The organism is Amycolatopsis keratiniphila subsp. keratiniphila (assembly GCF_001620365.2).
Lineage (GTDB): Bacteria > Actinomycetota > Actinomycetes > Mycobacteriales > Pseudonocardiaceae > Amycolatopsis > Amycolatopsis keratiniphila.
Map to the genome: position 1 here is coordinate 340709 of NZ_LQMT02000005.1, position 25758 is coordinate 366466.

Annotated in this window: 27 protein-coding genes; 8 read left to right on the top strand and 19 right to left on the bottom strand. The window is 65.7% G+C overall.

Features of this window, described 5'->3' with window-relative positions:
- Genes AVR91_RS03595 through AVR91_RS03610 form a run of 4 tightly spaced genes read right to left on the bottom strand, consistent with a single transcriptional unit; the run spans position 1 to position 2639 of the window.
- The gene (locus AVR91_RS03595; protein WP_063276280.1) at positions 1-282 is read right to left on the bottom strand and encodes a hypothetical protein; all 282 of its coding nucleotides are present in this window, start codon (positions 280-282) and stop codon (positions 1-3) included.
- Positions 282-509: a non-oxidative hydroxyarylic acid decarboxylases subunit D gene (locus AVR91_RS44220; RefSeq protein WP_063276281.1), complete on the bottom strand. Its 228-nt coding sequence runs from the start codon at positions 507-509 to the stop codon at positions 282-284. The genes AVR91_RS03595 and AVR91_RS44220 overlap by 1 nt, the downstream gene beginning before the upstream one ends.
- Positions 506-1975, bottom strand: a complete 1470-nt coding sequence (locus AVR91_RS03605; RefSeq protein WP_063276282.1) for a non-oxidative hydroxyarylic acid decarboxylases subunit C — start codon at positions 1973-1975, stop codon at positions 506-508. Before AVR91_RS03605 ends, AVR91_RS44220 begins: the two co-directional genes overlap by 4 nt.
- Complete coding sequence (locus AVR91_RS03610; protein ID WP_063276283.1) at positions 1953-2639, bottom strand: UbiX family flavin prenyltransferase; 687 nt, start codon at positions 2637-2639, stop codon at positions 1953-1955. The genes AVR91_RS03605 and AVR91_RS03610 overlap by 23 nt, the downstream gene beginning before the upstream one ends.
- A gap of 250 nt (positions 2640-2889) precedes the next feature.
- Between AVR91_RS03610 and AVR91_RS03615 the strand changes: the two genes are divergently transcribed.
- Together AVR91_RS03615 and AVR91_RS03620 are read left to right on the top strand one after the other, a co-directional pair.
- Positions 2890-3687, top strand: coding sequence for an SDR family NAD(P)-dependent oxidoreductase (locus tag AVR91_RS03615; protein WP_063276284.1), 798 nt, complete (start codon positions 2890-2892; stop codon positions 3685-3687).
- Positions 3688-3915: 228 nt separating this feature from the next.
- The gene (locus AVR91_RS03620) at positions 3916-4671 is read left to right on the top strand and encodes a (5-formylfuran-3-yl)methyl phosphate synthase (RefSeq protein ID WP_063276336.1); all 756 of its coding nucleotides are present in this window, start codon (positions 3916-3918) and stop codon (positions 4669-4671) included.
- A gap of 203 nt (positions 4672-4874) precedes the next feature.
- Here the strand turns inward: AVR91_RS03620 and AVR91_RS03625 are convergent, their stop codons facing one another.
- Entirely contained in the window at positions 4875-5717 is an 843-nt protein-coding gene (locus AVR91_RS03625; protein ID WP_063823198.1) for an AfsR/SARP family transcriptional regulator, read from the bottom strand.
- A 390-nt stretch (positions 5718-6107) separates the two neighbouring features.
- Positions 6108-6542, bottom strand: a complete 435-nt coding sequence (locus AVR91_RS03630) for a nuclear transport factor 2 family protein (RefSeq protein ID WP_063276286.1) — start codon at positions 6540-6542, stop codon at positions 6108-6110.
- A gap of 279 nt (positions 6543-6821) precedes the next feature.
- Here AVR91_RS03630 and AVR91_RS03635 point away from each other — a divergent pair, with 279 nt between their 5' ends.
- Positions 6822-8378, top strand: a complete 1557-nt coding sequence (locus AVR91_RS03635; RefSeq protein ID WP_063276287.1) for a class I adenylate-forming enzyme family protein — start codon at positions 6822-6824, stop codon at positions 8376-8378.
- 10 nt (positions 8379-8388) lie between these two features.
- On the opposite strand, the gene AVR91_RS03640 is transcribed toward AVR91_RS03635, so the two are convergent.
- Together AVR91_RS03640 and AVR91_RS03645 are read right to left on the bottom strand one after the other, a co-directional pair.
- The gene (locus AVR91_RS03640; RefSeq protein WP_063276288.1) at positions 8389-8772 is read right to left on the bottom strand and encodes a nuclear transport factor 2 family protein; all 384 of its coding nucleotides are present in this window, start codon (positions 8770-8772) and stop codon (positions 8389-8391) included.
- Between the two features lie 25 nt (positions 8773-8797).
- Entirely contained in the window at positions 8798-10180 is a 1383-nt protein-coding gene (locus AVR91_RS03645; protein ID WP_063276289.1) for an FAD-binding oxidoreductase, read from the bottom strand.
- A gap of 267 nt (positions 10181-10447) precedes the next feature.
- Between AVR91_RS03645 and AVR91_RS03650 the strand changes: the two genes are divergently transcribed.
- The 3 genes from AVR91_RS03650 to AVR91_RS03660 all read left to right on the top strand — a co-directional run bounded on the left by AVR91_RS03650 (position 10448) and on the right by AVR91_RS03660 (position 12723).
- Positions 10448-11233, top strand: coding sequence for an SDR family NAD(P)-dependent oxidoreductase (locus AVR91_RS03650; protein ID WP_063276290.1), 786 nt, complete (start codon positions 10448-10450; stop codon positions 11231-11233).
- A gap of 69 nt (positions 11234-11302) precedes the next feature.
- The gene (locus AVR91_RS03655; RefSeq protein WP_063276291.1) at positions 11303-11968 is read left to right on the top strand and encodes a class I SAM-dependent methyltransferase; all 666 of its coding nucleotides are present in this window, start codon (positions 11303-11305) and stop codon (positions 11966-11968) included.
- A 206-nt stretch (positions 11969-12174) separates the two neighbouring features.
- Positions 12175-12723 carry a TetR/AcrR family transcriptional regulator gene (locus tag AVR91_RS03660; RefSeq protein ID WP_211282624.1) on the top strand — a complete coding sequence of 183 codons (549 nt, stop codon included), beginning with the start codon at positions 12175-12177 and terminating at the stop codon, positions 12721-12723.
- Positions 12724-12793: 70 nt separating this feature from the next.
- Here the strand turns inward: AVR91_RS03660 and AVR91_RS44475 are convergent, their stop codons facing one another.
- The 5 genes from AVR91_RS44475 to AVR91_RS03685 all read right to left on the bottom strand — a co-directional run bounded on the left by AVR91_RS44475 (position 12794) and on the right by AVR91_RS03685 (position 16682).
- Positions 12794-13114, bottom strand: coding sequence for a helix-turn-helix domain-containing protein (locus AVR91_RS44475; protein WP_394329942.1), 321 nt, complete (start codon positions 13112-13114; stop codon positions 12794-12796).
- 27 nt (positions 13115-13141) lie between these two features.
- Positions 13142-14347: a multidrug effflux MFS transporter gene (locus AVR91_RS03670; protein ID WP_063276293.1), complete on the bottom strand. Its 1206-nt coding sequence runs from the start codon at positions 14345-14347 to the stop codon at positions 13142-13144.
- The gene (locus tag AVR91_RS03675; protein ID WP_063276337.1) at positions 14344-14820 is read right to left on the bottom strand and encodes a MarR family transcriptional regulator; all 477 of its coding nucleotides are present in this window, start codon (positions 14818-14820) and stop codon (positions 14344-14346) included. Before AVR91_RS03675 ends, AVR91_RS03670 begins: the two co-directional genes overlap by 4 nt.
- A gap of 327 nt (positions 14821-15147) precedes the next feature.
- Positions 15148-16248, bottom strand: coding sequence for a flavin-containing monooxygenase (locus tag AVR91_RS03680; protein WP_063276294.1), 1101 nt, complete (start codon positions 16246-16248; stop codon positions 15148-15150).
- Positions 16245-16682 (bottom strand): MarR family winged helix-turn-helix transcriptional regulator, encoded by a 438-nt coding sequence (locus AVR91_RS03685; protein ID WP_063276295.1) that lies wholly within the window; start codon positions 16680-16682, stop codon positions 16245-16247. Before AVR91_RS03685 ends, AVR91_RS03680 begins: the two co-directional genes overlap by 4 nt.
- Positions 16683-16744: 62 nt before the next feature.
- Here AVR91_RS03685 and AVR91_RS03690 point away from each other — a divergent pair, with 62 nt between their 5' ends.
- Positions 16745-17383, top strand: a complete 639-nt coding sequence (locus AVR91_RS03690) for a class I SAM-dependent methyltransferase (RefSeq protein WP_063276296.1) — start codon at positions 16745-16747, stop codon at positions 17381-17383.
- Here the strand turns inward: AVR91_RS03690 and AVR91_RS03695 are convergent.
- The 4 genes from AVR91_RS03695 to AVR91_RS03710 are packed head-to-tail and all read right to left on the bottom strand — an operon-like array spanning position 17358 to position 21296.
- A complete protein-coding gene (locus AVR91_RS03695) occupies positions 17358-18185 on the bottom strand; it encodes a class I SAM-dependent methyltransferase (protein ID WP_063276297.1) in 828 nt (275 codons plus the stop codon). The two genes, AVR91_RS03690 and AVR91_RS03695, sit on opposite strands and share 26 nt — an antisense overlap.
- Positions 18182-19438, bottom strand: coding sequence for an MFS transporter (locus AVR91_RS03700; protein WP_063276298.1), 1257 nt, complete (start codon positions 19436-19438; stop codon positions 18182-18184). Before AVR91_RS03700 ends, AVR91_RS03695 begins: the two co-directional genes overlap by 4 nt.
- Positions 19435-20625, bottom strand: coding sequence for a cysteine desulfurase family protein (locus AVR91_RS03705; protein WP_063276299.1), 1191 nt, complete (start codon positions 20623-20625; stop codon positions 19435-19437). The genes AVR91_RS03700 and AVR91_RS03705 overlap by 4 nt, the downstream gene beginning before the upstream one ends.
- Complete coding sequence (locus AVR91_RS03710; RefSeq protein WP_228709111.1) at positions 20622-21296, bottom strand: ArsR/SmtB family transcription factor; 675 nt, start codon at positions 21294-21296, stop codon at positions 20622-20624. Before AVR91_RS03710 ends, AVR91_RS03705 begins: the two co-directional genes overlap by 4 nt.
- Before the next feature lie 60 nt (positions 21297-21356).
- On the opposite strand from AVR91_RS03710, the gene AVR91_RS03715 reads away from it, so the two are divergent.
- A complete protein-coding gene (locus AVR91_RS03715; RefSeq protein WP_063276301.1) occupies positions 21357-22934 on the top strand; it encodes a DUF3644 domain-containing protein in 1578 nt (525 codons plus the stop codon).
- 219 nt (positions 22935-23153) lie between these two features.
- Here AVR91_RS03715 and AVR91_RS03720 read toward each other — a convergent pair whose 3' ends face one another.
- Positions 23154-23894: a DUF2637 domain-containing protein gene (locus AVR91_RS03720; RefSeq protein ID WP_076857244.1), complete on the bottom strand. Its 741-nt coding sequence runs from the start codon at positions 23892-23894 to the stop codon at positions 23154-23156.
- Between the two features lie 1014 nt (positions 23895-24908).
- Positions 24909-25664, bottom strand: coding sequence for a hypothetical protein (locus AVR91_RS43650; RefSeq protein WP_228709112.1), 756 nt, complete (start codon positions 25662-25664; stop codon positions 24909-24911).
- Between the last annotated feature and the right edge of the window lie 94 nt (positions 25665-25758).

Here is a 25758-nt window from a genome sequence, read left to right on the forward strand (position 1 = left end):
TCAGAGGAGGTCCATCCGGCGGAACCACCAAGCGTGCGGCGGGCGTGCCACGAGCGACGGAGGGGGCGCCGGCAGCTCCGTCTCCCGCTTGCCGGGGCTCGCGATCACGATCACGACGATACGTTCGTCATCGATCCCGGCGACGGTGTCCGATGCGAACACCTCCACCCGCTTGACCTCGGGCCGCTCGCGAAGTGCCGGAAGCGCTTCGGAGCGAATCCAGTCGGCGAGTTCGGCACTGCGGCCCGAGGCCGCCTTCGTCTCCCACATCAGAGTGTCCATCAGTCGGCCTGGACCTCAGGTACGGGCGGGAAGTCGCCCGCCTCGACGATGTCCGACATGGACAGCCGGAAGCGTTCGCTGTACAGGTCGGGATTCGTGATCGATGGCGGCTCGGTGGACCGCCAGCAGAAGAGACACGTTGGGCATTGCCACACCTCCCACACTCCCGGCACAGGCGATGTGGCCAGCTGATGTGTTTCCTCGGATCGACAGCGAGGGCAGGTCATAGCGCCTCCTTGGACGCGGAGTCCGATGCGACCGAGCGGCCGCCGTTCCGGTGGTGCAGCTCCGTCAGCCGCGCGATCCAACTGTCGGTCTCGGCCGCGGGAACGACCGGCATGTGGTACCGGCCGCGCCGTTCCGGGGCCACCGGCGTCGTGGCGTCCAGCAGCACCTTGTGTGAGATTCCCGGCGGATCAGCACCGGGATCCAACGGAAGGACCGGCAAGTTCGGCAGGATCGCGACGTCGTGTGCGCCGTGCAGTTTCGTCGACAGTGCCCACATCACCTGAGGCAGGTCGAAGGGATCGATGTCCTCGTCGACGACGATGACGACCTTGCAGTACCCGAGGCCGTGCCGGGTGGTCATCGCTCGCATGCCGACGGCCTTGCCGAATCCGCCGTAGCGCTGTCGCGTCGAAATGATCGCGAGCAAGCCATGCGTGTACATCGCGTTCACCGCGACGACTTCGGGGTATTCCGCGCGGAGTTCCCGCAGGATCGGCAGGGAGGTGCTTGGCCCGAACATGTAGTCGATCTCGGTCCAGGGCCGGCCGAGGTAGAGGTGTTCGAACACGGGGTCGGTGCGGAAGGAGATCCGATCGACCCGGATGACCGGCATCCTCCTGCTGCCCGAGTAGTGGCCGGTGAACTCGCCGAAGGGGCCTTCCAGCTCACGTACGCCACCCAGCACGGCGCCCTCCAGCAGTACTTCGCATCCCCACGGGACGTCGATTCCGGTCGACGGCGCCGAGGTGATCGGGAAGGGCTTCTGCCGCAACGCCCCCGCCATCTCGTACTCGGACTGGTCGTAGGCGATCGGCATGGCGGCGACGAGCGACAGAACCGGGTCGTTGCCCAGCGCGATCGCGACCGGGAGGTCCTCGCCGCGTTCCTCGGCTCTGCGCAGCTGCAGGGCGAGGTCGTGCTGTGGATTGGGTTGCAGGCCCAGCCGATTACGACCGGTCACTTCCATCCGGTAGATACCGACGTTCTGTTTGCCGAAGTGATCCGGATCGTCCGGGTCACGGCTGACCACGACCGCTTTGTCGATGTAGAACCCGCCGTCGCCGGCGTTCAGCCGGAACAGAGGCAAGACCTCGAACAGGTCGACGTCCTCGCCGGACCGGCTGTTCGCGGCGAACGGTGGGGCGTCCAGACGCTCCACATCGACCGGGAATTCGTCCGACAACTTGGCGAGGTGCTCGATCTGGGCTTGGACGGATGTCTCAGGCGGAAGCCCGAGGGCCAGAGCGTGGTTGATCCATGATCCGTGGAGGTTCATGGCGATCTGCGGCCTGCGGAAGCCCGCCACATTCGTGAACAGCAGCCCCGGTGCGCCGTCACCGAGCCGGGAGACCGCCGCGGCGGCGGCCCCGAGGTCCGGCTCGGCGCTGACCTCCTCGTCCACGGTGACCAGCTGGCCGTGGTCTTGCAGGACTGCTAGGAACTCACGAAGATCCTGATACGCCATTGACTGACTCCTGTGGGCCGATGTGGGCAGCGCGTGGCCGGCTCGTGTGTGCCTCGGCGATTCCGTTCCACCTTCGGGCGTTCGGCGCCGGAATCCCGAGTTGGTCGAGAACTCGGGAGACGATGTGCTCGGTGATGTCGTCGACGGACGTCGGAGAGTTGTAGTACGCCGGCATGGGTGGAACCAACCGCACACCCTGGCGGGCGAGCGCCAGCATGTTCTCCAGATGTGTGACACTCAGCGGTGTTTCCCGAGGCACCAGCACGAGCGGGCGGTGTTCTTTGAGGGTTACATCCGCGGCTCGGGCGATCAGTCCGTCGGCGTAGCCGTATCGGATCCCTGCCAACGTCTTCATGCTGCACGGGATGACGACCATACCCGTGACCGGAAAGGAACCGCTGGAGATCGCGGCGCCCTGCTCGTCCTGACCGTAGGACACGTCGGCGAGCTCCCTGACCTCGCGCACCGACCACGGCGTCTCCAGCTCGATCGTGCTGCGAGCCCACCGACTGAGTACGAGGTGAGTTTCCACGTTGGGAACAGCACGCAACCGTTGCAACAGCAGCACGCCGAGCGCGGCGCCGGTGGCTCCGGTAATCCCGATCACCCAGCGCTGAGACGCCGTCAACGGAACCTGCGCGCCGGACGAGATTGGTGTGACCATGCCATGTCGAGCACTCCGGGGTCGTAGTGGATCGGACAGCGTGCGCCTGACTCGCGTAGGGGAGTATTCGGACTCGTCGTCCAGTGCCGGTCGAGCGGCGATCCAGTATCCGGTCCTTTGTGGATCGCGGCCTGCCGCGCGATTCCCGATAGAATGCCGGAACGGAGCGGAAAGTGGACGCGGGTTCGCGCGAGAACGCTCCCCTTGCATCAGGCCTACCCATGTGCGGCACCAGCCACGAGGGAGAGTCATGACCTATTCACCTGGGATACCAGCCAGCTTTGGAATGGCGGGAAAGACCGTTGTGGTGACCGGAGGTGCGACTGGCATCGGGGCGAAATACGCATCTGCGTTCGCCGCGGCCGGCGTCAACGTGGTCATCGTGGACCTGCCTTCCGCCGCGGCCGCAGGGCAAGCCGTCGCAGCAGAGATCGGGCAGTCCACAGGAGCCGAGGCAGTCTTCGCCGAGGCTGACGTGACCAGCGATCGTGACTTGGCGCGACTGGTCGAAAAGACCCAGAACGCCTTTGGGTCACTCGACATGCTGGTGAACAATGCCGCGATCTACGGCGGATTAGGTGCGAAACGCGGCCTTGAGGCACTCTCGGTCGAGGAATGGGACACCGTGCTCCGGGTTAACGCCCGCGGCACCTGGCAGGCGATCAAGGCGGCATCATCGGTCATGAAGGCCCAGGGAAGCGGCCGGATCGTCAACATTTCCTCGGTCGTGGCTCGTACCGGGGTCCCCGGTTTCGTGCACTACGTCGCAGCGAAGGCCGCTGTTGAGGGACTGACCAGGGCGGCGGCCCGCGAGCTTGGCAGGTACGGCATCACGGTGAACGCGGTGGCTCCTGGCCTGGTCGACGGCGAGGCGAGCCGAGAACTCAACCCCGACACCTATTTCGATGCTGTGGCACGGAGCCGCGCGCTCGTCAGCCCGCTGTATGCGGACGACCTCGTCGGAACGATTCTGTGGCTTTGCTCGTCCGCTGGCGGACGCGTCACCGGACAGACCATTGTGGTTGACGGCGGGGGACTATTCGTGTGAGCCCGCGACGGCTCGGGGCCGACGGTCGTGCACTGGCTCGAATCTGACTCCAGGCCCCCTCAAGGGCATCCAGTGACCGTAGGTGCCGCCACGTCGAACACGGCCCAACCCGTCTGGTGGCACCGTGCTCTTCACATCGGACCGAAGCCCTCCACAGCGTCGTCGCGGGCGCAGCCGTACCTCGGCAACTGGTCCGATCTGTCGGCAGACCTTCAGGAAGGAATGAGCGTGCGTCTTCTGGTCAGTCCCGAAAGTGTGCAAGAAGCGCTAGTCTGCGTCGAGGCCTCCGAACACCTCGACGTCGTCGATGTCAAGAAGCCCGACGAGGGCTCGCTGGGCGCGAACTATCCTTGGGTCATCAAGGAGATCCGGGCCGCGGTCCCGGATGACAAGCTCGTGTCAGCGACCCTGGGTGACGCACCGTACAAGCCCGGCACCATGGCGCAGGCCGCGCTGGGCGCCACGGTCGCCGGTGCCGACTACATCAAGGTCGGGCTCTACGGGATCAGCACCGTCGAGCAGGGCATCACGTTGATGCGCGGTGTAGTCCGCGCCGTCAAGGACTACCGGCCCGACGCGACTGTGGTGGCGGCGGGTTACGCCGACGCCTGGCGCATCGGTGCGGTCAACCCGCTGTCGATCCCTTACATCACCCGTGAATCCGAGGCCGACGGAGCCATGCTCGACACGGCCATCAAGGACGGATCGACTCTCTTCGACCACGTCGGTATCGAGGAGTGCGCCAGCTTCGTCGCGGACTCGCACAAATACAACGTGTTCGCGGCCCTGGCCGGCTCGATCAAGTCACAACACGTGGCCGACCTGGTCAAGATCGGCACCGACGTGGTGGGCGTGCGGGGCGCGGTGTGCTCTGGGTTCGATCGGAACAAGGGATCGATTCAGCCCGAGTTGGTGGCCGAGTTCAAGAAATCCATCGACGAGGCCGTGGCCGCCAACGCCACAACGGCGGCTTCGGCAGTGTGACCCTCAGGTGGCCGTGGGCCGCAACGCTCGCAGAGGGGCCGCCTGGGAACACCGGAAAGTCTGGGGTGCGCCGTGGTGGCCTTGCCGCCACGGCCACCACCGGAATGGCCAGCGCGGTGTTGTCTGCCCGACAACCCCGGCTGGCCTTCCGCGGTACTGGTTCGGCCCGGCGGATGTCGGAGCCGCGCCGATGATCGATGTGGTCAGCTCGTCAAACCGTGCGTCAACACGGGAGCGTCGTTGGACGTCAGGCCGGGCAATTCGGAGGTCTCACCGACGAGGATCGCGTGCTGGAGCCGGCTGAGCTCGTGAGACGGTTCGACACCCATATCGGCGTGAAGTGTCCGCCGTATCTCGTGATAAACGCCCAATGCCTCGCTCCGGCGGTTGCTCAGATACAGCGCCAGCATCAGCTGCAGATAGAACCCCTCGCGATAGGGGTGCTCCGCTGTCAGCGTCCGCAGTTCGCTGATGACCTCCTGATTCATGCCCCGTCGTATGTCCAGGCTGATCCGGAGCTCAAGTGCGTTGACGGTATCCTCACGCAGGTTCGTCGCGTAGGTAGCGAGCGTACGCCCTAATACGACGTCGACCAGCGGGGCATCTTCCACCAGGCTGAGCGCGGTGCGAACCGCCTTCAGGGCACGCATCGGGTCGGAATCTCTGCATACTCTGGCTTCGGTGACAAGTGTTCGGAATTGGTGCGCGTCGACCCTCGACTTGTCGAGCTTGAGGACGTAGCCAGGACTGTGGGTGACAACAAGGTCTCTACCCGTGACTGAGTCGGACACGGCGTCGAACAGCCTGCGCAAGTGATAAATATAAGTTTGGGTAGTGGTCATCGCGCTACGCGGAGGTTCATCACCCCATATCTCGTCGATAATGGTATTTATCGTTACCACCTCGCCCGCCCGCAGGGCCAATAATGCCAGAACCTGTCGGACTTTATGTGCCGACGGCGCCGTCGATCTATGTCCAAGCTCGATTCGTGCGGGCCTGAGAAGTTTTATGCAAAACTCTGCGGAAGGCAAAAGACTGCTCTCCATCCCCCGGTATTAGAAGACTAGGCCAATTCACCGGCTTTCGGAAGCCTGGGCAAACGCAATTCGATGCTATCGCATTGGATCGTGGAGGCAAGTTGGAAACTAACGTGATCTGCGTCTCCTGTGGTGGGATATGCCTACATTCCGTGGTCGCGTTGCGCTGTGTGGGGGATGTTTCTACTTGTTTGGAAGCGACCGGGGACGGCGGGGCGAGCGGTTTGAGGGAACTGCGGCCCGTAACTTCATGACGCTTGGCAAAGGGCCATATGCGTGACTGAGATGGCCGGCCCTCCGGGTCAGTCTCCCGTCTCGGAGGTGGTTCCATCGGGAAGCTTCGATGCGGGACATGGGATGTTAGGTTGTTGGGCCTAACGGCCCAACAACTCTCGATAACTACAGGTCGTCGCGACTAATGGTTTCGTGCTCCACCATTAGTGCGTCGCCAGTGCAGGCGAGCCGGGCACGGAGCGTGAGACTGTAGGCCAGAACAGGAGCTTCTCCCTTCGCGGTTTCCACCACAATGCAGTAGGCCTCGACGGAGAGGTGCGGATCCCCCTCACCGGCAACCGTCATCATCCCGATCCAATGCCGACGTTGGATCTTGTTCTCCTTGAGGCGCCCGGCCGCGTTCTTCGTCTCGGTTTCGATGGCCTTCCGGCCAAAGGAAGGTTCGGGACGTGCGTTGGTCTCGAAGACGCCGTCTTCGGCGAAGGACTGGGCCCACCCTTCGGCGTCACCCGCGTCCAGCTTGTGGAGGCGATCACTGTAGAACCTCTGCACGAGGTGGTAGTGCTGGTCGCTGGCAGGCCGGAAATCTTCTGTACTCATGATGGTTCCCTTCGAACGGCTACAGCCTCCGACGCTCCGCCGCTCACTTGAGTCAGGTTGGAGGCGCACTACAGCGACCGATAGGTAGGTGGTCACTGGCCGGGCGGCCACAAGGTTCTCACTCGAATCGGGCTCGAACCGGATTAGACCGCCGACTGCGACCGTGTTCGCGTGCCGCGCAGGTGGTCCTGTGCGTACCAGCGCGTTTCACGGTCGGCGTCGAGCGCGACGGTCGGGAACAACGAGGCGAGCCGCCTCGTCGACGTTTCGGGAGTTTCCTTGATCAGGACAGATTTGCTGCGTCCCGTCCACGAGCTGCTGGGAGTTCAGGCGCGGGAACGCGCGCATCAGGTCGCTTTCCTCGATGAACGTACCGCGCTCGAGTACGGCGAACTCGCCGATCGCACGGCACGGTTGGCCGGGCACCTCGCTGCGCTCGGTGTCGATAGGGGAGACCGGGTAGCGGTGCTGATGGGCAATCGGGTCGAGACGGCTGAAACCTACTTGGCAGTGCCCCGTTCCGGCGGGATCGCCGTCTGCCTCAACCCCGCGGCAACCGCGACGGAGGTGGAGTACGCGATCCGCGACAGCGGAGCGCGTGTCCTGGTGACCGACAACCCGGAAATGATCTGTTCGCTGCTCTGTCGGTGCCCGTTGTCGACTGTGGTCGTGGTCGACACCCTGGCTGCCTCATTGCCCGGCAACGCAACTCAGTGGCTCGACTACGCAGAACTGACCACCACAGCGCCTCCGCGGCCGGCTCCGGACCAGCTTGCGCTCGATGACGTTTCGTACATGCTCTACACATCCGGCACGACAGGGCGTCCCAAAGGCGTGCTGCTCAATCAGCGTGGGCTGTTGTGGGTCGTCGCGGCCGGATGGGTGCCGATCGTCGGGCTCAGCGCTGACGACAAGGTGCTGTGCGGCTTGCCGCTGTACCACTCATACGCGTTGGATCTATGTGTCTTAGGCACCATCGCCGTCGGTGCCACGACTCGCATCATGCGAGGCTTTTCCGTCATCGAGACGCGGCGTTGTCTGGCCGGAGACAACTACACTGTCCTGCCGGGTGTTCCCACCATGTTCGTCAACCTGGCTCGGATGGCCAACAAAGTGCCATCACCGCACCGGCTGCGTGTAGCAATCTCCGCAGGCGCGATCCTGGCGGCTTCGGCACACGCCGACTTCGAGCGAGCGCACGGCGTTCCCCTGCTGGACGGCTACGGGATCACAGAGACCTCCACCATGGTCACCCTGAACTGGCCAGACGGCGCGCGGCCGGCTGGCTCATGCGGGCTCCCGATCCCCGGCCTCTCCGTACGCTTGGCAGATCCGAAAACGGGACAAGACGTGCCTGTCGGAACGGACGGCGAAGTGTTGGTCCGTGGCCCCGGCGTGATGCAGGGATATCACGGCAAGCCCGCGGAAACGGCCAACGCGCTCGCCGGGGGCTGGTACCACACGGGCGACCTGGCGAAGGCCGACGCGTCAGGCTACCTGACGATAACGGGCCGCACCAAAGACCTGATTATCCGCGGCGGTGAGAACATCTCGCCGGCAGAGGTGGAGGAAGTCCTCATGACTGCCCCCGGCGTCCGTGACGCAGCTGTGGTCGGTAAGCCAGACGAGCGAGTGGGACAAGTACCTGTCGCCTTCATCGTCGGCGAGGGGCTCGACGAGGAGAAGGTACTCGCCCACTGCCGCGACCACCTGGCGTGGTTCAAGGTGCCGATCGAGCTCAACGTGGTCGGAGAGATCCCCAGGACCGGGTCGGGCAAGATCGTGCGGCATCGACTGGACACTACCGGTGGCACCGGCTCACCGGGCCAGGAGTAAGCGGTGGACCTCAGCCGATGGCGTCCGGGCGTGGGCTGATGAACAGGCCGACGATGCTCCACTGGGACCCTCGCCGCTGGGCTACCAGGGTGAACCGAAAGGTCCCGGTGGTGTCCTTGCCGTCGTTCGTCCCGGACTGACTCTGCGCGATGGTGACGATGGCCGTGTCGCCGAAGAGCCGGACGACTTGCTCACCGAGCGCGAACGAGGTGTTCACAACCGTCTTGGAGCTGTACCGCGTGACCCACTGGCCCTTGTCCCGGAGGTATCCCCGCGGCCCCACCGCGAGGAACCCGTCGTCGAGGAGCGATGCGAGCGCAGCAGCGTCACCAGCACGCTCGGCCGCGCTCCACGAAGCGATCAGGTCTTCCAAACTGCCCGGTACCGTCGTCATCGTTGACCTTCCCTGGTGAGTGTGGTCACGGGGTGATGTTCTGGTTGAGGTGAAAGAGATTCTCCGGATCCCAGCGACGCTTGACCTCTTGCAGCCGTCGCCGGGTCGTGGCGTCGTACACGTCCGCCGTCCTGTCCGGCTCGTCGTCACTGAGAAAGTTGACATAGCCACCTGAGGTGAATTCGGCCTTGAGTGCGGCGTGGCTCTCCCGTGCCCACGCGATCTGGCGAGCGTCGTCGGCTGGGTCGGTCCAGGCGGCGGCGATGTTGGCGACGATCGGGGCCTCGCGGTGGCAGAAGGCCGTGGCGTCAGCCGGCACCCGGGAAACCGCGCCGCCGAGGTAGATGAGCTCGAGTTGCGACATGGGGGAGCTCAGCTGACCTGCTCGCTCCAGAATGGCGTCGACGGCGCTGTCGCTGAGTTCGTCGAAATACCCGTTTTTAAAGTATGCGCGCGACGGCAATGCGGGACTGGGGAACGAGTATGCCTGGAGGGCCTTGTACGACAGATTGATCTTCGTGATCGCGAATGGTTCGCCGTAGGAGAGCACCGAGGACAGTTGTCGTTCACCCTCATGCAGGTCGCCGACCCAGCATGCGGCGATGCAGATCGCGGGTTTGCCGCGCATGTGCTGAGGCATCTCAGGAACAGCTGGGCACAGTCGCAGATAGCAGACCCAGGTCAGTTCGTCGGGGGCCTCAGCCATGTGCCGCGTCCACGCTCGGAGGATCTCGTGACCGTCGTCCAGTGAATGGTAGGCAGTGAGGAACCGCAGAGGGCCGACGCGGTGGAGTCCGAACTCGAACTCGGTCACAACACCGAAGTTGCCTCCACCGCCGCGCAGCGCCCAGAAGAGATCGGCATTGGTCTCGGCGTCGGCGACCACCGTCCGCCCGTCCGCTGTGACTACCTGCGCGGACAGCAAGTTGTCGATGGACAGCCCGTACATGCGGCTCAGCCAGCCGATGCCTCCGCCCAAGACCAAGCCCGCTAGGCCGGTGTGAGAGACGACTCCGGCGGGCGTCGCTAGCAGGTGCGCCTGGGTAGCAACGTCGAATGCTCCCAACAAGGCACCACCCTCCACGCGGGCGCGCTTGCGCCCCCCGTCGACGTCGACCGCCGACATTCGCGTGAGGTCGACGACCACGCCTCCGTCGCAGGTCGAGAAGCCCGCGACGCTGTGCCCACCTGCTCGTACGGCGAGTGGAAGTCCGCTTGTCCGGGCAAACGAGACGGCCGCGGTCACATCGTCGTTGTCAACGCATCGCGCGATGAACGCCGGACGTTTGTCGATGGTGCCGTTCCATACCCGTCGTGCCTGGTCGTAAGCATCATCGCCCGGCGAGATCAGCTGACCACGAAAAGACTTCCTCAACACGTCGATTCCATCGAAATTCGATGATCGCATGACGCTCGCTTTCCTTCGCCGGAGACACCTGACGGGCGCGCGGAGAAACCGGACCAGGGGTTCTCGTCGCACCTGCACACGATCGTCGCGCCTGAACTCGAGCGCTCGTCCAGAGGCGTTCGACTGGGCGTCACCCCGGGCAGAACGGTCGAGAGCCGCTCGAGAACCGTTCGACCGCGTGACCACAGACTTCGAGCGACCGCAGGCGAGCTGAGCGCGGTCGAGCACACAGCGGAGACCCGGACACTCTTGGGAAAGGTGGATCCAGTGAATGGTCAGCCCGTCGAGCGCCGTGTCGCGATCGTCACCGGAGGCACTTCCGGCATCGGTCTCGCGACTGTGCGAGCCCTCGCCGCGGACGGGATAGAGGTCGTGCTCTGCGGGCGCACCGAGGAACGCGTGTCGGCTACCGCCAAGGAGCTGCATTCCGAGGGCGTGAACGTCGCCGGCTACCCATGCGATGTCCGGGATCGTGACGCCGTCCAGACCTTCGTCGATACGGTGGCCGAACGGCACGGCGCCCCATCGGTGCTGGTCAACAACGCTGGGCGCGGTGGAGGTGGCCCGACCGCCCACATCGCCGACGACCTCTGGCTCGATGCGGTCGACACCAACCTCAACAGCGTCTTCTGGGTTACCCGCGCGGTGCTCAACGCGGGCGGCATGGCGGCCGACGGACGTATCGTCGCGATCGCGTCAACGGGAGGCAAGCAAGGCGTCCCCTTCGGCGCCCCCTACTCCGCCGCCAAGGCCGGTGTCATCGGATTCACCAAAGCGCTCGCCAAGGAACTCGCACCCACTGGGACGACCGTGAACGCCGTCTGCCCCGGCTACACCGAAACCCCCATGGCTGTAGACGTACGCGAGCAGTATGCGGCTATGCAGAACTCGACCCCGGACGCAGTCCTCGCCCAATTCGAGGCGAAGATTCCGTTGGGGCGGTACTCCACGCCCGACGAGGTGGCCGCCATGGTCCGGTACCTCGTCTCCCCGGAAGCCGCCTCGGTGACCGCACAGGCGCTGAACATTTGCGGTGGACTCGGGAGCTTCTAGCCCCGACTGCACGAGGGGTGACGATGGACGTCCCCGCCCCCGGATGACGAACCAGCACAAGGAGCAGATGTGACGAAGTTCCCCGACAACGAAGCCGCCCTGGAAGACCAGGCTTACTACCGCCCCGGCAGGCTACGGTTTTACGACATCGTGGTCCTACGGCTGTCGAACAGCCTGCTGTGGCGGTGTCCGACCAGTGAACTGCTGCGACACTACAACCGCAACGTCAGTGCAAAACACCTCGACGTGGGGCCCGGCAGTGGCTATTACCTCGATCACTGTCGCTTCCCGGAAACGCCGTCGGTTTCCTTGTTAGACCTCAACCCTTCGCCGCTCGAGTTCGTCTCGCGCCGAATTTCTCGATACATGCCACAGAAGATCGTCGCGGATATCTGCGAGCCGTTCGCCGAGTTCAAGGGCAGCTTCACCTCAGTTGCCCTGAACTATGTGATGCACTGCCTGCCTGACGAAGATGGCCGCAGGGAGGTCGCGTTCGCCAACATTCGCCGGTTCCTGGCGCCAGGCGGAGTCTTCTTCGGGTCCACAATCCTGGGCGATCGTGCGCCTCATTCCGTCATCTCTCGACGCATCAACGAAAAATACAATACAATGGGCGCCTTTTATAACAAGAACGACAGTGTCGAACGACTGAAAGAGCTCTTGAGCGCGGAGTTCGAGGACTACGAAGTCAAGCTCCGTGGCACGGTCGCGCTGTTCACGGCGACCGCCACCTAAGACGGTCTGCGACTGGATGGACTGTCCTGCCCTGTCGTCTTGCTGCAACCACGTCTGTCGCACCTACGCTAGAATCAGCCGAATGTCATACCGAGCCAACTGGACGCTTCGGGCGGTGGCGCGTAGAGCGAGAGGGTGCGATGACGGGGCGGTTCCGGGGTCGAGGCTCCCAGCATGAGCAGCGGCGCAGTGAGATCGCGGCAGCGGTGCTCGAGGTCGTGGCGGACTCCGGGCTGCCATCAGTGTCGCTGAGCACGGTCGCAGCGCGCGCCGGCGTTTCGCAGGGCCGGGTCCAGTACTATTTTCCGACCAAAGAGTCCCTTATAGAGGCCGCGTTCGATCACGCCAACGCGGCCAGTTCGGCGCGGATCGCCGCGAAACTCGGAGGATCGCCGGGATCGGCGTCACCGCGGCAAGCTTTGACAGTGGTGCTCACGGAACTGATTCCATACGATGCGCAGTCGCTCAATCACCTTCGCGTGCGCCAGTCATTCGCCGCGCTCGCGCTACACCACGAGGCAATTGCCGAACGCATGCGTAAGGAATACGAACAACTTCACGACGACAACATCGCCGATTTGCTCCGCCAAGACCAGCGCGCCGGCCATCTCTCCGTTGCCCAGGAACCGGGATCGGTTGCCCGCGGTCTGGTCGCGTTGGCAGAGGGCTTGGCCTACTACGTCCTTATTGGCGCCTGCTCTGCCCAAACAGCTAAGCAAAACGTCTTGGACGCACTCGATCGGCTCTACCGCTGAGTCGATTCGCGACGAATCTGCCCAGTTCGCTATGAGGAACAGGCGTGGGATGGGATGAGCGCCGCTTGTGTCACCGCATTTGAGTGTCGGTCTCGTGGTGGCTGCGGTATGCGCCTGGTGAGAGGCCGGTCGCGGCCTTGAAGGAGCGGTAGAAGCCGGACTCACTGTCGAAGCTGCATGCTGTGGTGATCGGGTCGTTCCGGGGTGCCGGCGAGCATCCGTTTGGGGCCTGTTCGATCCTGATCCGCCGGAGAATTCGGGTGACCTCGTCGGGTTGGAGCACGCGGTAGAGCGTTCGTCGCGACATCGCATAGGCCGACGCGATGGGCTCTGCGTCCCACCTGGAAGGTGCCGAGGCCTGTGGACCCGGCCGCGCCCGAATCAGCTTCAGGGCTCTGCCCCGTAAAGCAGTCCGGACCTAGGCGGTGGTCTTCCCGACGGTCCGTGCACAGACTGCGAGCACCGCGGCCATCAGGCACAAGGTCATGACGGCAGCCATCGGCAGAGCGCTCGTCTCACCGAACGCCCCGACGATCGGAGACGCTGCGGCGCCGATGAGGAACTGGCTGCTGCCCAGCAGCGCCGACGTCGCGCCGGGCGCGTCCCGGCCGAGGTTCTGTGCCGCGGTGATCACGGCGGGGAAGAACACGCCGAACGCCGTGATCGCGACGAACAGGCACGCCCACGTCACCACGACACCGGCCAGACCCGCGGCGGCCGCCAGCACCAGGACCGCCGTCGCGGTTCCCGCTGCTACCGAACCACCGACAAGCGGCACACGCAGACCGACACGGTCCGCGACCCGGCCGAACGCCACCGAGCCCAGCAGATTGCCGAGCGCGTTCACCCCGTAGACGACACTGGTGAGGGCCGCCGACATACCGAAGATCCCGGTGAACACGAACGACGTCCCGGCAATGTAGGCGAACACGGCCGCATTGCCGAACGCCAGGCCCAGGACCAAGCGCGTCAACGCGGCCCGGCGAACCAGACCAGCGATCCTGCCCAGCGTCACCGTCAGACCGCCGCGGCTGCGGCGCCGCGGTGGCAGCGATTCCGGAACCCATGCCGCGACACCCGCGACCAGCAGCGTGCCTAGCGCGGCCTGGACAACGAAAACCTCCCGCCAGGACGCGAACGCCAGTATCGCCCCGCCCAGCAGTGGCGCCAGGATCGGCGCGGCGGAACTGATCGCCCCCAGCGTCGCGAATCCCCGCGCCGACGCACGGTCGTCGTGGGTGTCGGTGATCACCGCGCGGGCCACGACCAGCCCGGCCGCACCCGTAGCCCCCTGCAGCACCCGTCCGCCGATAAAGATCTCCATAGTCGGGGCGAGCGCGCACGCCACCGAACACAGCGTGAACCCGGTGCCCCCGCCGAGCAGAACCCGGCGTCGCCCGAGCCGGTCCGACAGCGGCCCGAAGAGCAGTTGCCCGACGACCACGCCGGCCAGGAACCCGGCGAGTGACACCTGCGCCCGGCTCGGTGACGCGCCAAGGGAAACCGCGAGCGCGGGCAGGCCGGGGACGTACATGTCGGTGGCCAACGGCGCCGCCGCGGACAAACCCCCGAGAACCCCCAGCAGCCGCAACCGCCCCCGTTCGCGGACCGCGTTCCCGCTCACAACGGCGGCGCCGCACCGAGAGCCGGCTCGCCTTCCGGATCACTCTGGTGGTCGGCCGCGCGCAGCAGCAGGTCCGCGGCAATCCCGACCACCGTCAGCTCGGCGTCGGACAAGGTGCCGGCCAACGCCTGTGCCAGCCAGACGTTCCCGGCCCGGACATGGCCTTCGAGAGCGCCGAGCCCGGCCTCGGTGACCACGACACGCTGAGCTCGGCGATCGTCCTCGTCCGGAATCCGCCGGATCCGGTCCTCGTCGGCCAGCTGGTTCAGCACCCGGGTCAGCGACTGCGGTTGCACTCCCTCGATTCGCGCCAGTGTCGTGACGGTGAGGGGGCCGCTGTGCCGCAGATTCGCCAGCACCGACGCGGCCAACCGGGTCAGAGGCCGCTCGCCACCGCTCTGCGCGCGCAACCGGCCCGCCAACCGAGACACCGCCCACCGGGTCCGCTGCGCGACATCATCTGCGTCAACCATCATGCCAAGCTAACACTTAATATAAATACGAGAAAGAGCAACTTGAGATGGTGTGTATGAAGCTTATGCGTGCCGAGTGGCGACGTTCACGGTGACGCAGTAGCCGTCAGGCGGCCACTGCGGTGACGCTGCGTGTCACGCTACGTAGCAGCGTAGGTGTCGGTCGATTCACGTCGGCCCTTCTCGCCGGTGTAGGCACCGCCGACGCGTTCGTGTGTACCTGGGAACGGCCATCGGCGATCGAGGTGTTGCCTACGCAGGCGCTGACCGTGGTGGCGGTGCTTGGCCTGCGGAGGGTGCGCGACGACGAACACGCGACGGGTCGCGTCACCCTTCCCGAAACTCGGCCGGCCGGTGCACCGCTGTGCGCCGGTGCCGCTCGCGGATGTGCCGGGCAAGGTGGGCGGCGTCGTGGCCGACGAACCCGAGCAGCGCGGATCCGGCGGTGCGCTGCCATGGCAGGCCGAGAACGTACAGGCCGTCCACTGGTGTGAGGCCGCCGTCGTGGCGCAGGCGTCCGTCGTCGAGCGCGTCCGGAATGTGGATCCACGTGTGGTCTTGCCGGAAGCCGGTGGCCCATATGACCGCGTCGACGTCTGCGGAGCGTCCGTCGGCGAAGACGGCGGTGTGACCGTGTGCTTGGAGCAGCCGTGGCCGGAAGGTGACACCGTGCCGGGCCAGGGACTTGCGGTTGTGCCCGATGACGGTGCCTTCGCCGCGGCGCATCCAGCGGCCGCGGCGTGAGGTGGCGGGTGCGGTGATCAGGCCGGTGTGGGTCTGCCACCAGAACAGGTCGCGGCCCAGGATCCGTTGCGGGACAGAGGCGTTGCGCGTCCCGATCGTCAGGGTGATCGGCCCGGCCGCGGGTGCTGTGGCGAGTTCGGCGGCGATCTGGAAACCGGAGTTGCCGCCGCCGACGACCAGGACCCGCTTGCCCCGGAACGGTGCGGGATCACGGTAGGTACTGCTGTGGTACTGGAGAACCTCGAACGCGAACCCGGTCGCGCAGGCGGGGATCACAGGTTTCTGGAACGGCCCGGTGGCCACGACGACCTGGCGTGCCCGGAGTGGGCCGGTGGTAGTGGTGAGATCGAAGCTATGGCCTGCGCGGGTCATGGCGCTGACCGTGGTGCCGGATCGGACGGGAAGGCCGCCGGAGATGATCCCTGCCGCGTAGGCGGCGAGGTAGTCAGCCACCTGGTCTTTGCCTGGATAGGATTCCGGGTCCGCGGGAAAGGGAAGCCCGGGGAGTGCGGCGTAGCGGGCAGGTGTGAACAGCCGCAGCGATGTCCAGCGGTCGCGCCACGTGTGCCCCACGGCGTGGCCTTCGTCGAGGATCACGAAGTCGAGTCCGGTTTCGGCGAGTTCTCGTCCCATGGCGAGCCCGGCCTGGCCCCCGCCTACGACGGCGACGTCGTAGGTGTTCACGACGGGGAGGGTGCGGTGATGCCGTGCAGGATGAGGTCCGCGACGCGGACGAATGCCGCGAGGTCGTCTTCCGGTACGTCGCCGAGGATCACGCGTGCCGCGTCATGCCGGCTTGCGGCCATCCAGCGTGCCGTCGCGGCACCCTCGTCGGTCAGGGCCACCGACGTCGCCCGCCGGTCTCGAGGATGCGGGCGTCGGCGGACCAAGCCCGCGTCTTCGAGCTGGTCGACGAGTCCGGTGACGTGGCGGGGCGTGCACCGCAAGGCGTCGGCGAGGGCCCGCTGGACCAGTTCCCCGTCCCGGGCGAGCACATAGATCACTTCCGCGCGGCTGGGCGTGAGACCGCGCTCGGCCAGCGCGACCCGCATCGCCTCGCTCAGGCGCGCCGCCAGTTCGAAGGCCTTGTCGAACGCTCCGACCGGATCCTCAGCCATGCCACCCCTTCCCCAATTGATGTATAGCCTACATAGTGAAGTCAGTTCAGTAAATTGGAGGGATGGCAGTGAATCTCGACGATGCCGAGCTGCGGCGACGGTGGGATCGGTATGCGGGCCGCTATGACCGGGATATCGGTGTGATGGAACGGCTGCAGTTCGCCGGTGGCCGTGAGTGGGTGTGCGGGCAGGCGCGCGGTGAGGTCCTGGAGGTCGCGGTCGGCACCGGGCTCAACTTTCCCTGCTACCCGGCCGGGGTGCGGCTGACCGGTGTCGATCTCAGCCCCGCCATGCTGGAGCTCGCCGGAGTTCGTGCGAGGAAGCTGGGGCTTGAGGTCGATCTGCGGGAGGCCGACGCGCAAGCTCTGCCGTTTCCGGAGGCGTCCTTCGACACCGTGGTGTGCACGCTGGGGTTGTGCGGCGTCCCGGACGAGCGCGTCGCGGTCGCCGAGATGCACCGTGTCCTGCGCCCGGGCGGAATGCTGCTGCTGCTCGACCACGTCGGGAGCCACCACAGGGTGCTGAGGTTCGGGCAGTGGCTGCTGGAGAAGTTCACGGTCCGGATGATCGGCGACTACCAGACCCGTCGTCCGCTGCCGTTGCTCGCTCCGGCCGGATTCGAGGTGACGCGCAGCGAACGGCGCAAGCTCGGCACGGTGGAGCGGGTGGCGGCCGTCAAATGCCCTGGCCCGGCCAGCTGACCGTCACCAGGTCGCGGCCGGACGAGCCGAGATCCGGCGGCATGGCCGGGTCGACGCCGAGTGCACGCAGCGCGGCGGCCACCTCGGGTTCGGCGTCGGCGGGGAGGCACAGCCGCCTGCGGGTGATGTCGGTCAGTTCGGTGAAGGTGGCGTACTCGGCCTCCGGGTGGCGGCGCCACCGGACGGCGGTGGGTTCGATGCCGAGTTCGCTGAGCGTGGTCAGGAAGTCCTCGGCGGTAGGTCCCGTGGGACGGTCGATGCCGTGGAAGCGGCGCCACAGCGGGTTCAGTTCGATGAGCGGGTGCGCGGCGGCCACTTCGACGATCACCCGGCGCCGGGCGTGTCCGGTCAGGGCGTGCACGAAGGGCGCGAGGTCGGCGACGTTGTAGACGACGTTGCCGCACACCACGACGTCGGCGACCGGGGTCTCGTCCGCCAGCTCCGGCCACCGTCCGCACAGGACGGTCGCGGGCAGGCCCAGTCCGGCTGCCCGCGTGGCGAATCCGGCCAGCAGCGCCTCGTCCGCGTCGACCGCCGTCAACTCCAGCACCGGGGCCCGTCCGGCAAGGGGCAGGCTCGTCGCCCCGGCGGCCGCGCCGACATCGAGCACCGAACCCGGCTCGGCCAGGGCCGCGCGCGCGGCGCTGTGGGTGGCGCCGGTCGGTGCGGCGATCTGGGTGTCGGCGCGTCGTTCGAACACCTGGCGCGGCAGGACCCAGGGTGATTCCGGTGCTGCCGCGAGGATTTCGGGTGGGATGGCCCAGGACGCGAGCGCGTCCGCCCACCGCCGAAGTGCGGTCACGCTGGCGTTCCTTTCAGCTTTTCCTTGGCGGGAAGGAAGAACACGATCGTGAGGGCCAGAACGCCGCCGCTGACGGCCAGGAAGCCGAAGCTGGTCGCGGCGGTGACGATGCCGGACGCCAGCCCGCCGGTGGCGCCGGCGATCGCGATCGAGACGTCCACCAGGCCCTGGGTCTTGGCGCGGGAGGCGAGGGGAACGGTGTCGGTGATGATCGTTGTTCCGGCGACGAGCCCGAAGTTCCAGCCCAAGCCGAGCAGCGCCAGCGCGAGCGCGAGCAGCGGGACCGACTCGGCGGGCGCGACGGCGGCGAGGACCCCGGCGGCCAGGAGCGTGACACCGGAGGCCGCCGCGATCGCCAGCGTCCCGAACCGGTCCACGAGCATTCCCGTGACCGGTGACGGCAGATACATCGCGGCCACGTGGATCGCGATGACGAGCCCGGCGGCGGCGGTGCCGTGGCCGTGGTGCTGCATGTGGACCGGTGTCATCGTCATGATCGCCACCATGACGAGCTGGGTGAGCACCATGACCACCGCGCCGAATCTGACGCTGCCCGAACGCCGTGCCTCTGTCTCCGGCCTCGCGGCGGCGGTCGTCGGTCCCGAGCCGGCGAGCTCGCGGGCGAGCAACAGGGGATCGGGACGAAGCCAGAGCGCCAGCACCAGCGCGGCGGTCCCGTAGGCGGTCCCGGCCAGCAGGAACGGGCCCGCCAGATGCGGGATACCGAGCCCGTCGGCGAGCGCGCCCATGGGGGAGGCGAGGTTGGGTCCCACGACACCGCCGAGGGTGGTCGCGACCAGGACCGTCGACAGCGCCCGGCCGCGGCGGGCGGGGGTGGCGAGGTCCGCCCCGGCGTAGCGGGCCTGCAGGTTCGTCGCTGTTCCGGCGCCGTAGACGAACAGGGCCGCGAACAGCAGCACGGGGGAGTGGATTACGGCGGCGAGAACGACACCGGCGCTGCCGAGTGCCCCGGTCAGATATCCGGCGGCCAGGCCGGGACGACGGCCGCGGGCCTGGGACAGGCGGCCGACGGCGACGGCGGCGATCGCGGAACCGGCGGTGTAGAGGGCGCTGGGCAGACCGGCGAGCCCGGTGGTGCCGAGCATGTCCTGCGCCAGCAGCGCGCCGACGGTGATCCCGGCGGCCAGGCCGGCGCCGCTGAGAATTTGGGAGAGGAACAGGACGGTGAGGACCCGCCGTTGCGACCGACTGTCCTGTGTGGACTGTGGTGCGCTGGGAACGCTTGTGGTCATGAGGACTCTTTCAGTGAATGGTCGGTGACCGCCGTGGCCAGCGCGGTCACCGCCGTCTCGATGTCACCGGGTGTGCTCCAGCGGCCGAGGGACAGCCGCAGCGCCGCGAGTGCCCGCACAGGCTCGATCCCCATCGCGCTCAGCACAGGAGAAGGCGAGTGGATACCGCTGTGACAGGCGGATCCTGTGGAGGCGGCGAGGGCGGGCGCCGCGGCGAGGATCTCGTGCCCGGCGGCGCCGTCGACGCTGACGTTGAGCGTGTTCGGCAGACGGCCGCTGGCCGGGCCGTTGAGGTGGATCCGGCCGGGCAACGCGTCAGCGAGACGGCGGTGCAACTCGTCCCGCAGAGCGGCGATCCGGTCCGGCACCTTGTTCGCGAGATCATCGGCGGCCAGTTCGGCGGCGGCTCCGAGCGCGACCGCGAGGGCGACGTTCTCGGTGCCCGCCCGCAGCCCTCGTTCCTGTCCACCGCCGTAGACCACGGGCTCCAGCCGGACACCCTCGCGGACGAAGAGTGCGCCGATGCCCTTGGGCGCATACATCTTGTGGCCCACCACGGTGAACAGGTCCACACCCAGCTCGCCGACGTCGAGCGGGATCTTGCCGATCGCCTGCGCGGCATCGCAATGAAAGAGGGCCCCGCCCCGCCGGGCCAGGGCAGCCAGTTCACGGATCGGCTGCAGGGCACCGGTTTCGTTGTTCGCGGCCATCACCGAGACGAGCGTGGTCTCCTCGGTCATGGCGGCCGCGAGCCCCGCCGGGTCGACCCGGCCGTCCGTGTCGACCGGCAGCCGTGTGATCCGGGCTCCGTGCAGGCGTTCGAGCGCGTCGCAGGTCTGGAGGGTCGCGGGATGCTCGGTGACCTGGGTGATGACATGAGGATGTGGGCGACCGGAGGCCAGGACGGCACCGCGGACCGCAAGCAGGTTCGCTTCCGAACCGGACGCGGTGAACACGATCTCCCCAGCGCCCGCGCCGATCAGGCTCGCGACCTGCCTGCGCGCTTGTTCCAACGCCGCTTTCGGAGTGCCGGCGAAAGCATGCCCGCTCGACGGATTGCCGAAATACTCGGTGAGATACGGCAGCATCCGCTCGGCCACGCGTGGATCGACCGGGGTGGTGGCGTTGTAGTCGAGGTAGACAGGGCGGTCGTCCAGCCCGGGATGCGGCGGGAGTGGACCGGTCACGTGGCCGCTCCCGCGTCGACCGGGAGGTCCGCCAGGCGCCACTCCAGCATGCCGTCGTGGAGCCGGATCGCCCGGCGGCCACGGTCGTTGAGCAGGCGTACAGCGTCGTAGGCGAGGGCGCAGTATTCCCCGCGGCAGTACACGACGATCTCCGTCTCCTCCGGAAGTTCCCCGATGCGATCGGTGAGCTCGTCGACCGGGATGGAGATGGCGCCGGGAATATGACCGGCCAGATACTCCGCGGCCGGCCGCACATCGAGCACCACCACGTCACCGGCCGCGGCCCGCTCGACCAGCTGCTCACGGCTCATGTCGCCGCCCTCGTCCTTCCCGAGATAGGCATCCCGGGCCGGTGCGACGGCGACCTGGTGCGCCTCGGCGACCTTGCGTAGCAGCACGAACAGGCGGGCGACGTCTTCACCCGCCAAGCGGTAGTAGATCCGCACGCCATCCCGGCGGGTCGCGACGAACCCGGCCCGTTTGAGCGTCTGCAGGTGAGCCGACGCCGTAGTCAGGTTCAGCGCCGCCGCCTTCGCCAATGCCTCCACGGTGCGCTCGCCTTGAGACAAGAGATCGAGCAACTCCAACCGTTTCCCGCTGGCCAGAGCCTTCCCGCTGGCCGCGAAGGCGTCGTAGAGACCTGCCTTCGAGTCCGCCTTGATGTTGCCCACTGCGCATCCTCCAATAATCCATGGATTACTGTACATGAAGGTCTTGAAGTTGATCCGATCGTGTTCTCGATCGGCAGCGGCCTGCTCAACATGTCGATCAGCACCACCGTCACCTCCGGCGTCGACACGGCGGACGCCGGGGCCGCTTCGGGACTGATGAACACCACCAAGCAGGTCGGCGGGACGCTCGGCCTGGCCGTTTCGGTCACGGTCGCGGGCGGCCACGCCGCCACCCTCGAAGCGCTTTCTGTCGCCTACAACCGCGCGTTCGCGGTGATCGCGGCACTTATGGTGGTCGTGGCCGCATTCGCATGCACGCTGCCATCGCGGCGAGACGGCGTTATCCGATGGCCAACCGGCTGTGGTGGAGGCGGTAGAGCTGTTATCGAAAGGCCGCACTCCTGGGAGGTGTTGGCGAAGAGTTCCTGGAGTTCGTCCTTAAGCGCCTGCGCGATCGCGCTGCGGATATCACAACACGATCTGTCTTGGTCGCGCTTCGATCACGGGTGCCGCTCAAGGGAAACTATTGGCGACACTTCTCGATGGAACTACGAGGAGGTGTCCATGGCGCCGAGGCCGCGGTGGTGGCATACGTTGATGGAGGCTCGTCGTCAGGCATGTGTCGCCATCGATTTCTACAACCGGTCTGGAGACAAGCGCAGCTATCTCGACTTCGTCGTCCACATGCATCTCGCCTGGCAGAACCTGTTGCACGCCGACTTCTCGCGCCGAGGAGTCAACATCTACTACCGTGACGCTCGTGGCCGCTACGTCAAGGGCAAGGACGGCCAGCGGCGTTCATGGGAGCTTCAGCATTGCTTAAAGGAAGAGTTCGGCGACAGCGATCCTGTACGTGCGAACGTCGAGTTCTTCATAGGTTTGCGGAACAAGATCGAGCACAGGTTCGAGGCTGCGTTGCTGGTCGCCACAGCCGCTCACGTGCACGCTTTAGTGATTAACTTCGACGCTGAACTGGTTGGCCGGTTCGGTCACGAACACAGTCTCGCCGATGAGTTGCGCTTCCCGGTTTTCGTGCAGTCGTTCACCCCAGCCGGCATGGCGGAGCAGCGGAAGCTGCGACGTGGAATCTCGGCTGCTGCCAGAACGTACATCACGAACTTCGAGGGAGCACTCGATCAGTCGGTGCGGGACGACGAGCGCTTCGTCTACCGGATCCAGCTGTCGCCGATGAAAGGATCGACATCCGAGGCCGATCTAGCTGTGACGTTCGTACGCGAAGAGGAACTGACCGAGGCAGACCTGGTGCGGATCCGAGGGGAGGCGAAGACTGGAACGGTGGTGATCGCGGAGAAGCTGAGGGACGTCGCACTGATGGACGAATTGCTTCCGGCGCAGGCGACGCTAGCCATCGCGGCGCAGTTGCCATTTAAGTTCAACCAGAGCCACTTCACCACGCTGCGTAAGCAACATGGTGTCAGGCCCGAGAACGGTGAACCGCCTGAGAAGACCGAACGCAAGTACTGCATCTACAGCGCTCCGCACCGAAACTACTTGTACACGCCGGCTTATATCAGGAAATGCGTGTCGGAGCTGGATACGCCGGAGAAGTTCCGATCAGTTTTCGGCAAGGACCCGGACCCACGCGAAGACGACACGTCGGCATCCGGGCTGTCGTGAACGTGGTATGACGATAGGCGACGACTTCGGTGTTTAAGGAGTGGAGCGTTGGGGATCCGCCGTCTCCGATTGAGATCCATTGCTGACGTAGAGCCCGGCACGACGTGATACAGCCTGACACCTGGTTCGGCTGCGATGTCCGCGTTGATCTGCACGGATGGTCGAAATTCGACACTTCGCGTCACTGTTTGACACAGTGACGGAGGGGACTTTTAATCCTTAGGTCGGGTAGGAGTTACCGGTCGGAGAAGGCTTCATGTCAGATGGGTGGCTTCGTGCCGTGCAGGCTCCACTCTTGCCGCCTGAAGCCAGCGAGTGGTCTGTGCCTTCCACTCTCCATTTCCGGAGGATGCGGCGGCCGTAGTTGTGGGTTCCGGCTACGCGATCGAGGTCGGCGCCGGACGGTGTTCGTCCACGTTGCTGTTCGGATATGTAGTAGTTCCACATGCGCTGTTCAGCGTTCAGTTCAGGTGCGGAAGTAGGTGTGGGTGAAGCCTCGGCAACGTGGGTTGTGAGCGGGGGAGCGGCCTTCTGTTCGAGTGAGGCGTTGGTGGACGGCTCGGACGTGTTGGTGCGGTGGCGTTTGAGGGCGCGGTTTAGGAGTTCGACGGCCAGCAGCAGGGCAAGTGGTGGGCAAGCGGCGACGGCGATGCCGAAGGCGCTCGTCACGGGTGCCGAAGCGATGTTCGCGCAGAGCGACAGGGAGATGCCGAATAGGAAAGCGGACCAGGCTTGCCACCGGCTGGAGTTGTCGCGGCTCGGCTTCCAGAGTTCGACGGTTGCAGTGGTGAGGAGGCCATCGACGATGAGAGGCCAGATGGAGGCGGTCGTCGTGTCGGCGCCGAAACGGACGGCGAACTGGCGGCCGTGGACGTACGAAGCGTAGGTCGCGCCGAGGGCAACCAGGGCCGTACAGCCGCATTGAATCCAGAGGGCGAGGTCTTGGCGGACACTGTTCATGACGCGGCTCGACCACGGTCTCGGCGGAGGCGGTTGATCCTCAGTGTGGCGGAAAGCCGCAGCTCAGAAGGCTGGGAGGACGCGTGGTTGTTGTCCGTACCGCGTCCTCGATACGAACCCACGCTGCGAGAGATTTCGGATCAGCGAGCAGGAGCGCGGTAAGGCGACTGCAGGTCTAGGCGGAGCTAGTGGCGGCTTTCGGGTGGCGAGAAATCGTCGTCTGACTCGCAGCCGCACTTCGCTCTTCCTTGTCCGGATGCTTGCCTGAGCCTGGGGCAAGGTGACTTTCACTCGATCGGGTTGCGTACAGTCAAACTGGCTCGCACGCGCATCGAGTGGCTTCCGCAGGAGGTTCTTCTGGTGGGAAGCGTTGCTGGTTGTGACTGCGACCAAGTACGTGGACAGGTCTCCCGTTGGTGGCAGCCGGGCGAGACAAGGTCGCGATCGGTCTCGTCGACGGGATGGTCGCTCTGAGCTGATGTGCGGCCGCCGGGTGAATGCATTGGTGGAGCTGGGTGTCCTTCGGAGGCGTTTCCCGCGATGCTCTGCGAAAAGGTGGCAGTCTCGTCATCGTTCACGCAAGTCTCGTTCGGGCTCAGTCCGCGTGATGTTGCGACGTTCTGCTTGATTCGGCTCCATTGAGAGGCCTTATGGCCCCAAGTTTCCTGGAGGAGTTCTCGGTTCGCCTGAATGAATTGCCGGAGTCTGCGCGTGTTTCTCGCTGCCTCTTTGGTGAATCAGGACCCTCTTGTGCATTGTTCTGCTCATCGAGGTGCATGTCTGCGGAGACATGTCATTCTGGCGAGACTCGATGCGAGACCTCTCGAGACCTGCTCCACGGCAGGTCTCACTGTTGCATCGAGCGCCGGGCCATGGTCTCGGAGGGGCGATGGGGCAAGGTCGCGACAATGAACCGGCGACACCGCTTCCTGAGGTAGGGCGGCCGGATTGGTGCTATGATCAGCCAGGTCGACGTGGTAACGCCCGCAGATTTTCCGGCCACGTCGAGTGGGCTCATGGCTTCGAAGCCGAGCAGATTCGAATACGATTGGCGTCGGCCGTAACCGATCTCTTGAGGTGGGCCCGCGAAAACGTATCTAGCGAATCCGAAGAGGACCATGAGAACCCATGATCTCGCCTGACGAGTTGACTGTCGCCAATCTTGGCCTGGAACTGCCGGGCCGAGAGGCGCAGATCCCGGTGTCCGGTCCGTCGGGACTGTCGGACTACGCGGTGTCCCCGCTCGGCATGCCGACTGCCCTCTTGCGCGATGAAGTCCGTGTGGCGTTCTTGGCGAGGACATCTACGGAGGACCAGCAGGATCCCCGACAGTCCATCGTGCGGCAGCTCGGCAACTCGAAGGCCGCCATCCCTGAGTCCTGGGTGATCGTCGCCCACTTCTACGACGTCGAGTCTGGACGTATGGATCTCGCGGCCCGAGGCAAGGGCGAGAATTACGACAGGTTCGACATCCCGATCGCGCGCGACGGTGGCATCGCCGATCTGCTGGCCGAGTCGGCTGATCCGAAGCGCAGGTTCGATGTGGTGATCTGCGAGAACATCGCGCGGGTCGCTCGTCGGGCCTTTGAGGGGTTGTCGGTCGAGCGTGAGCTTGAGCGGAACGATGTGCCGCTGTTCGCTTCGAACGAGCCCATCACGGTGTCCGGGAGTCGTGCGCAGCGGATTCTGCAACGCCGGATCAATCAGTCCGTGGCCGAGTACGAGGTCCTGAACACGCTCGAACAATCTTGGGGCGGTCTGTGCACCCATGTTCGAGAAGGCTGGAACATCGGTAAGCCGAGTCATGGCTACAAGGCGAAGGTCTTCAAACACCCGAATCCGGTCAAGGCGGCCAAGGGCTACA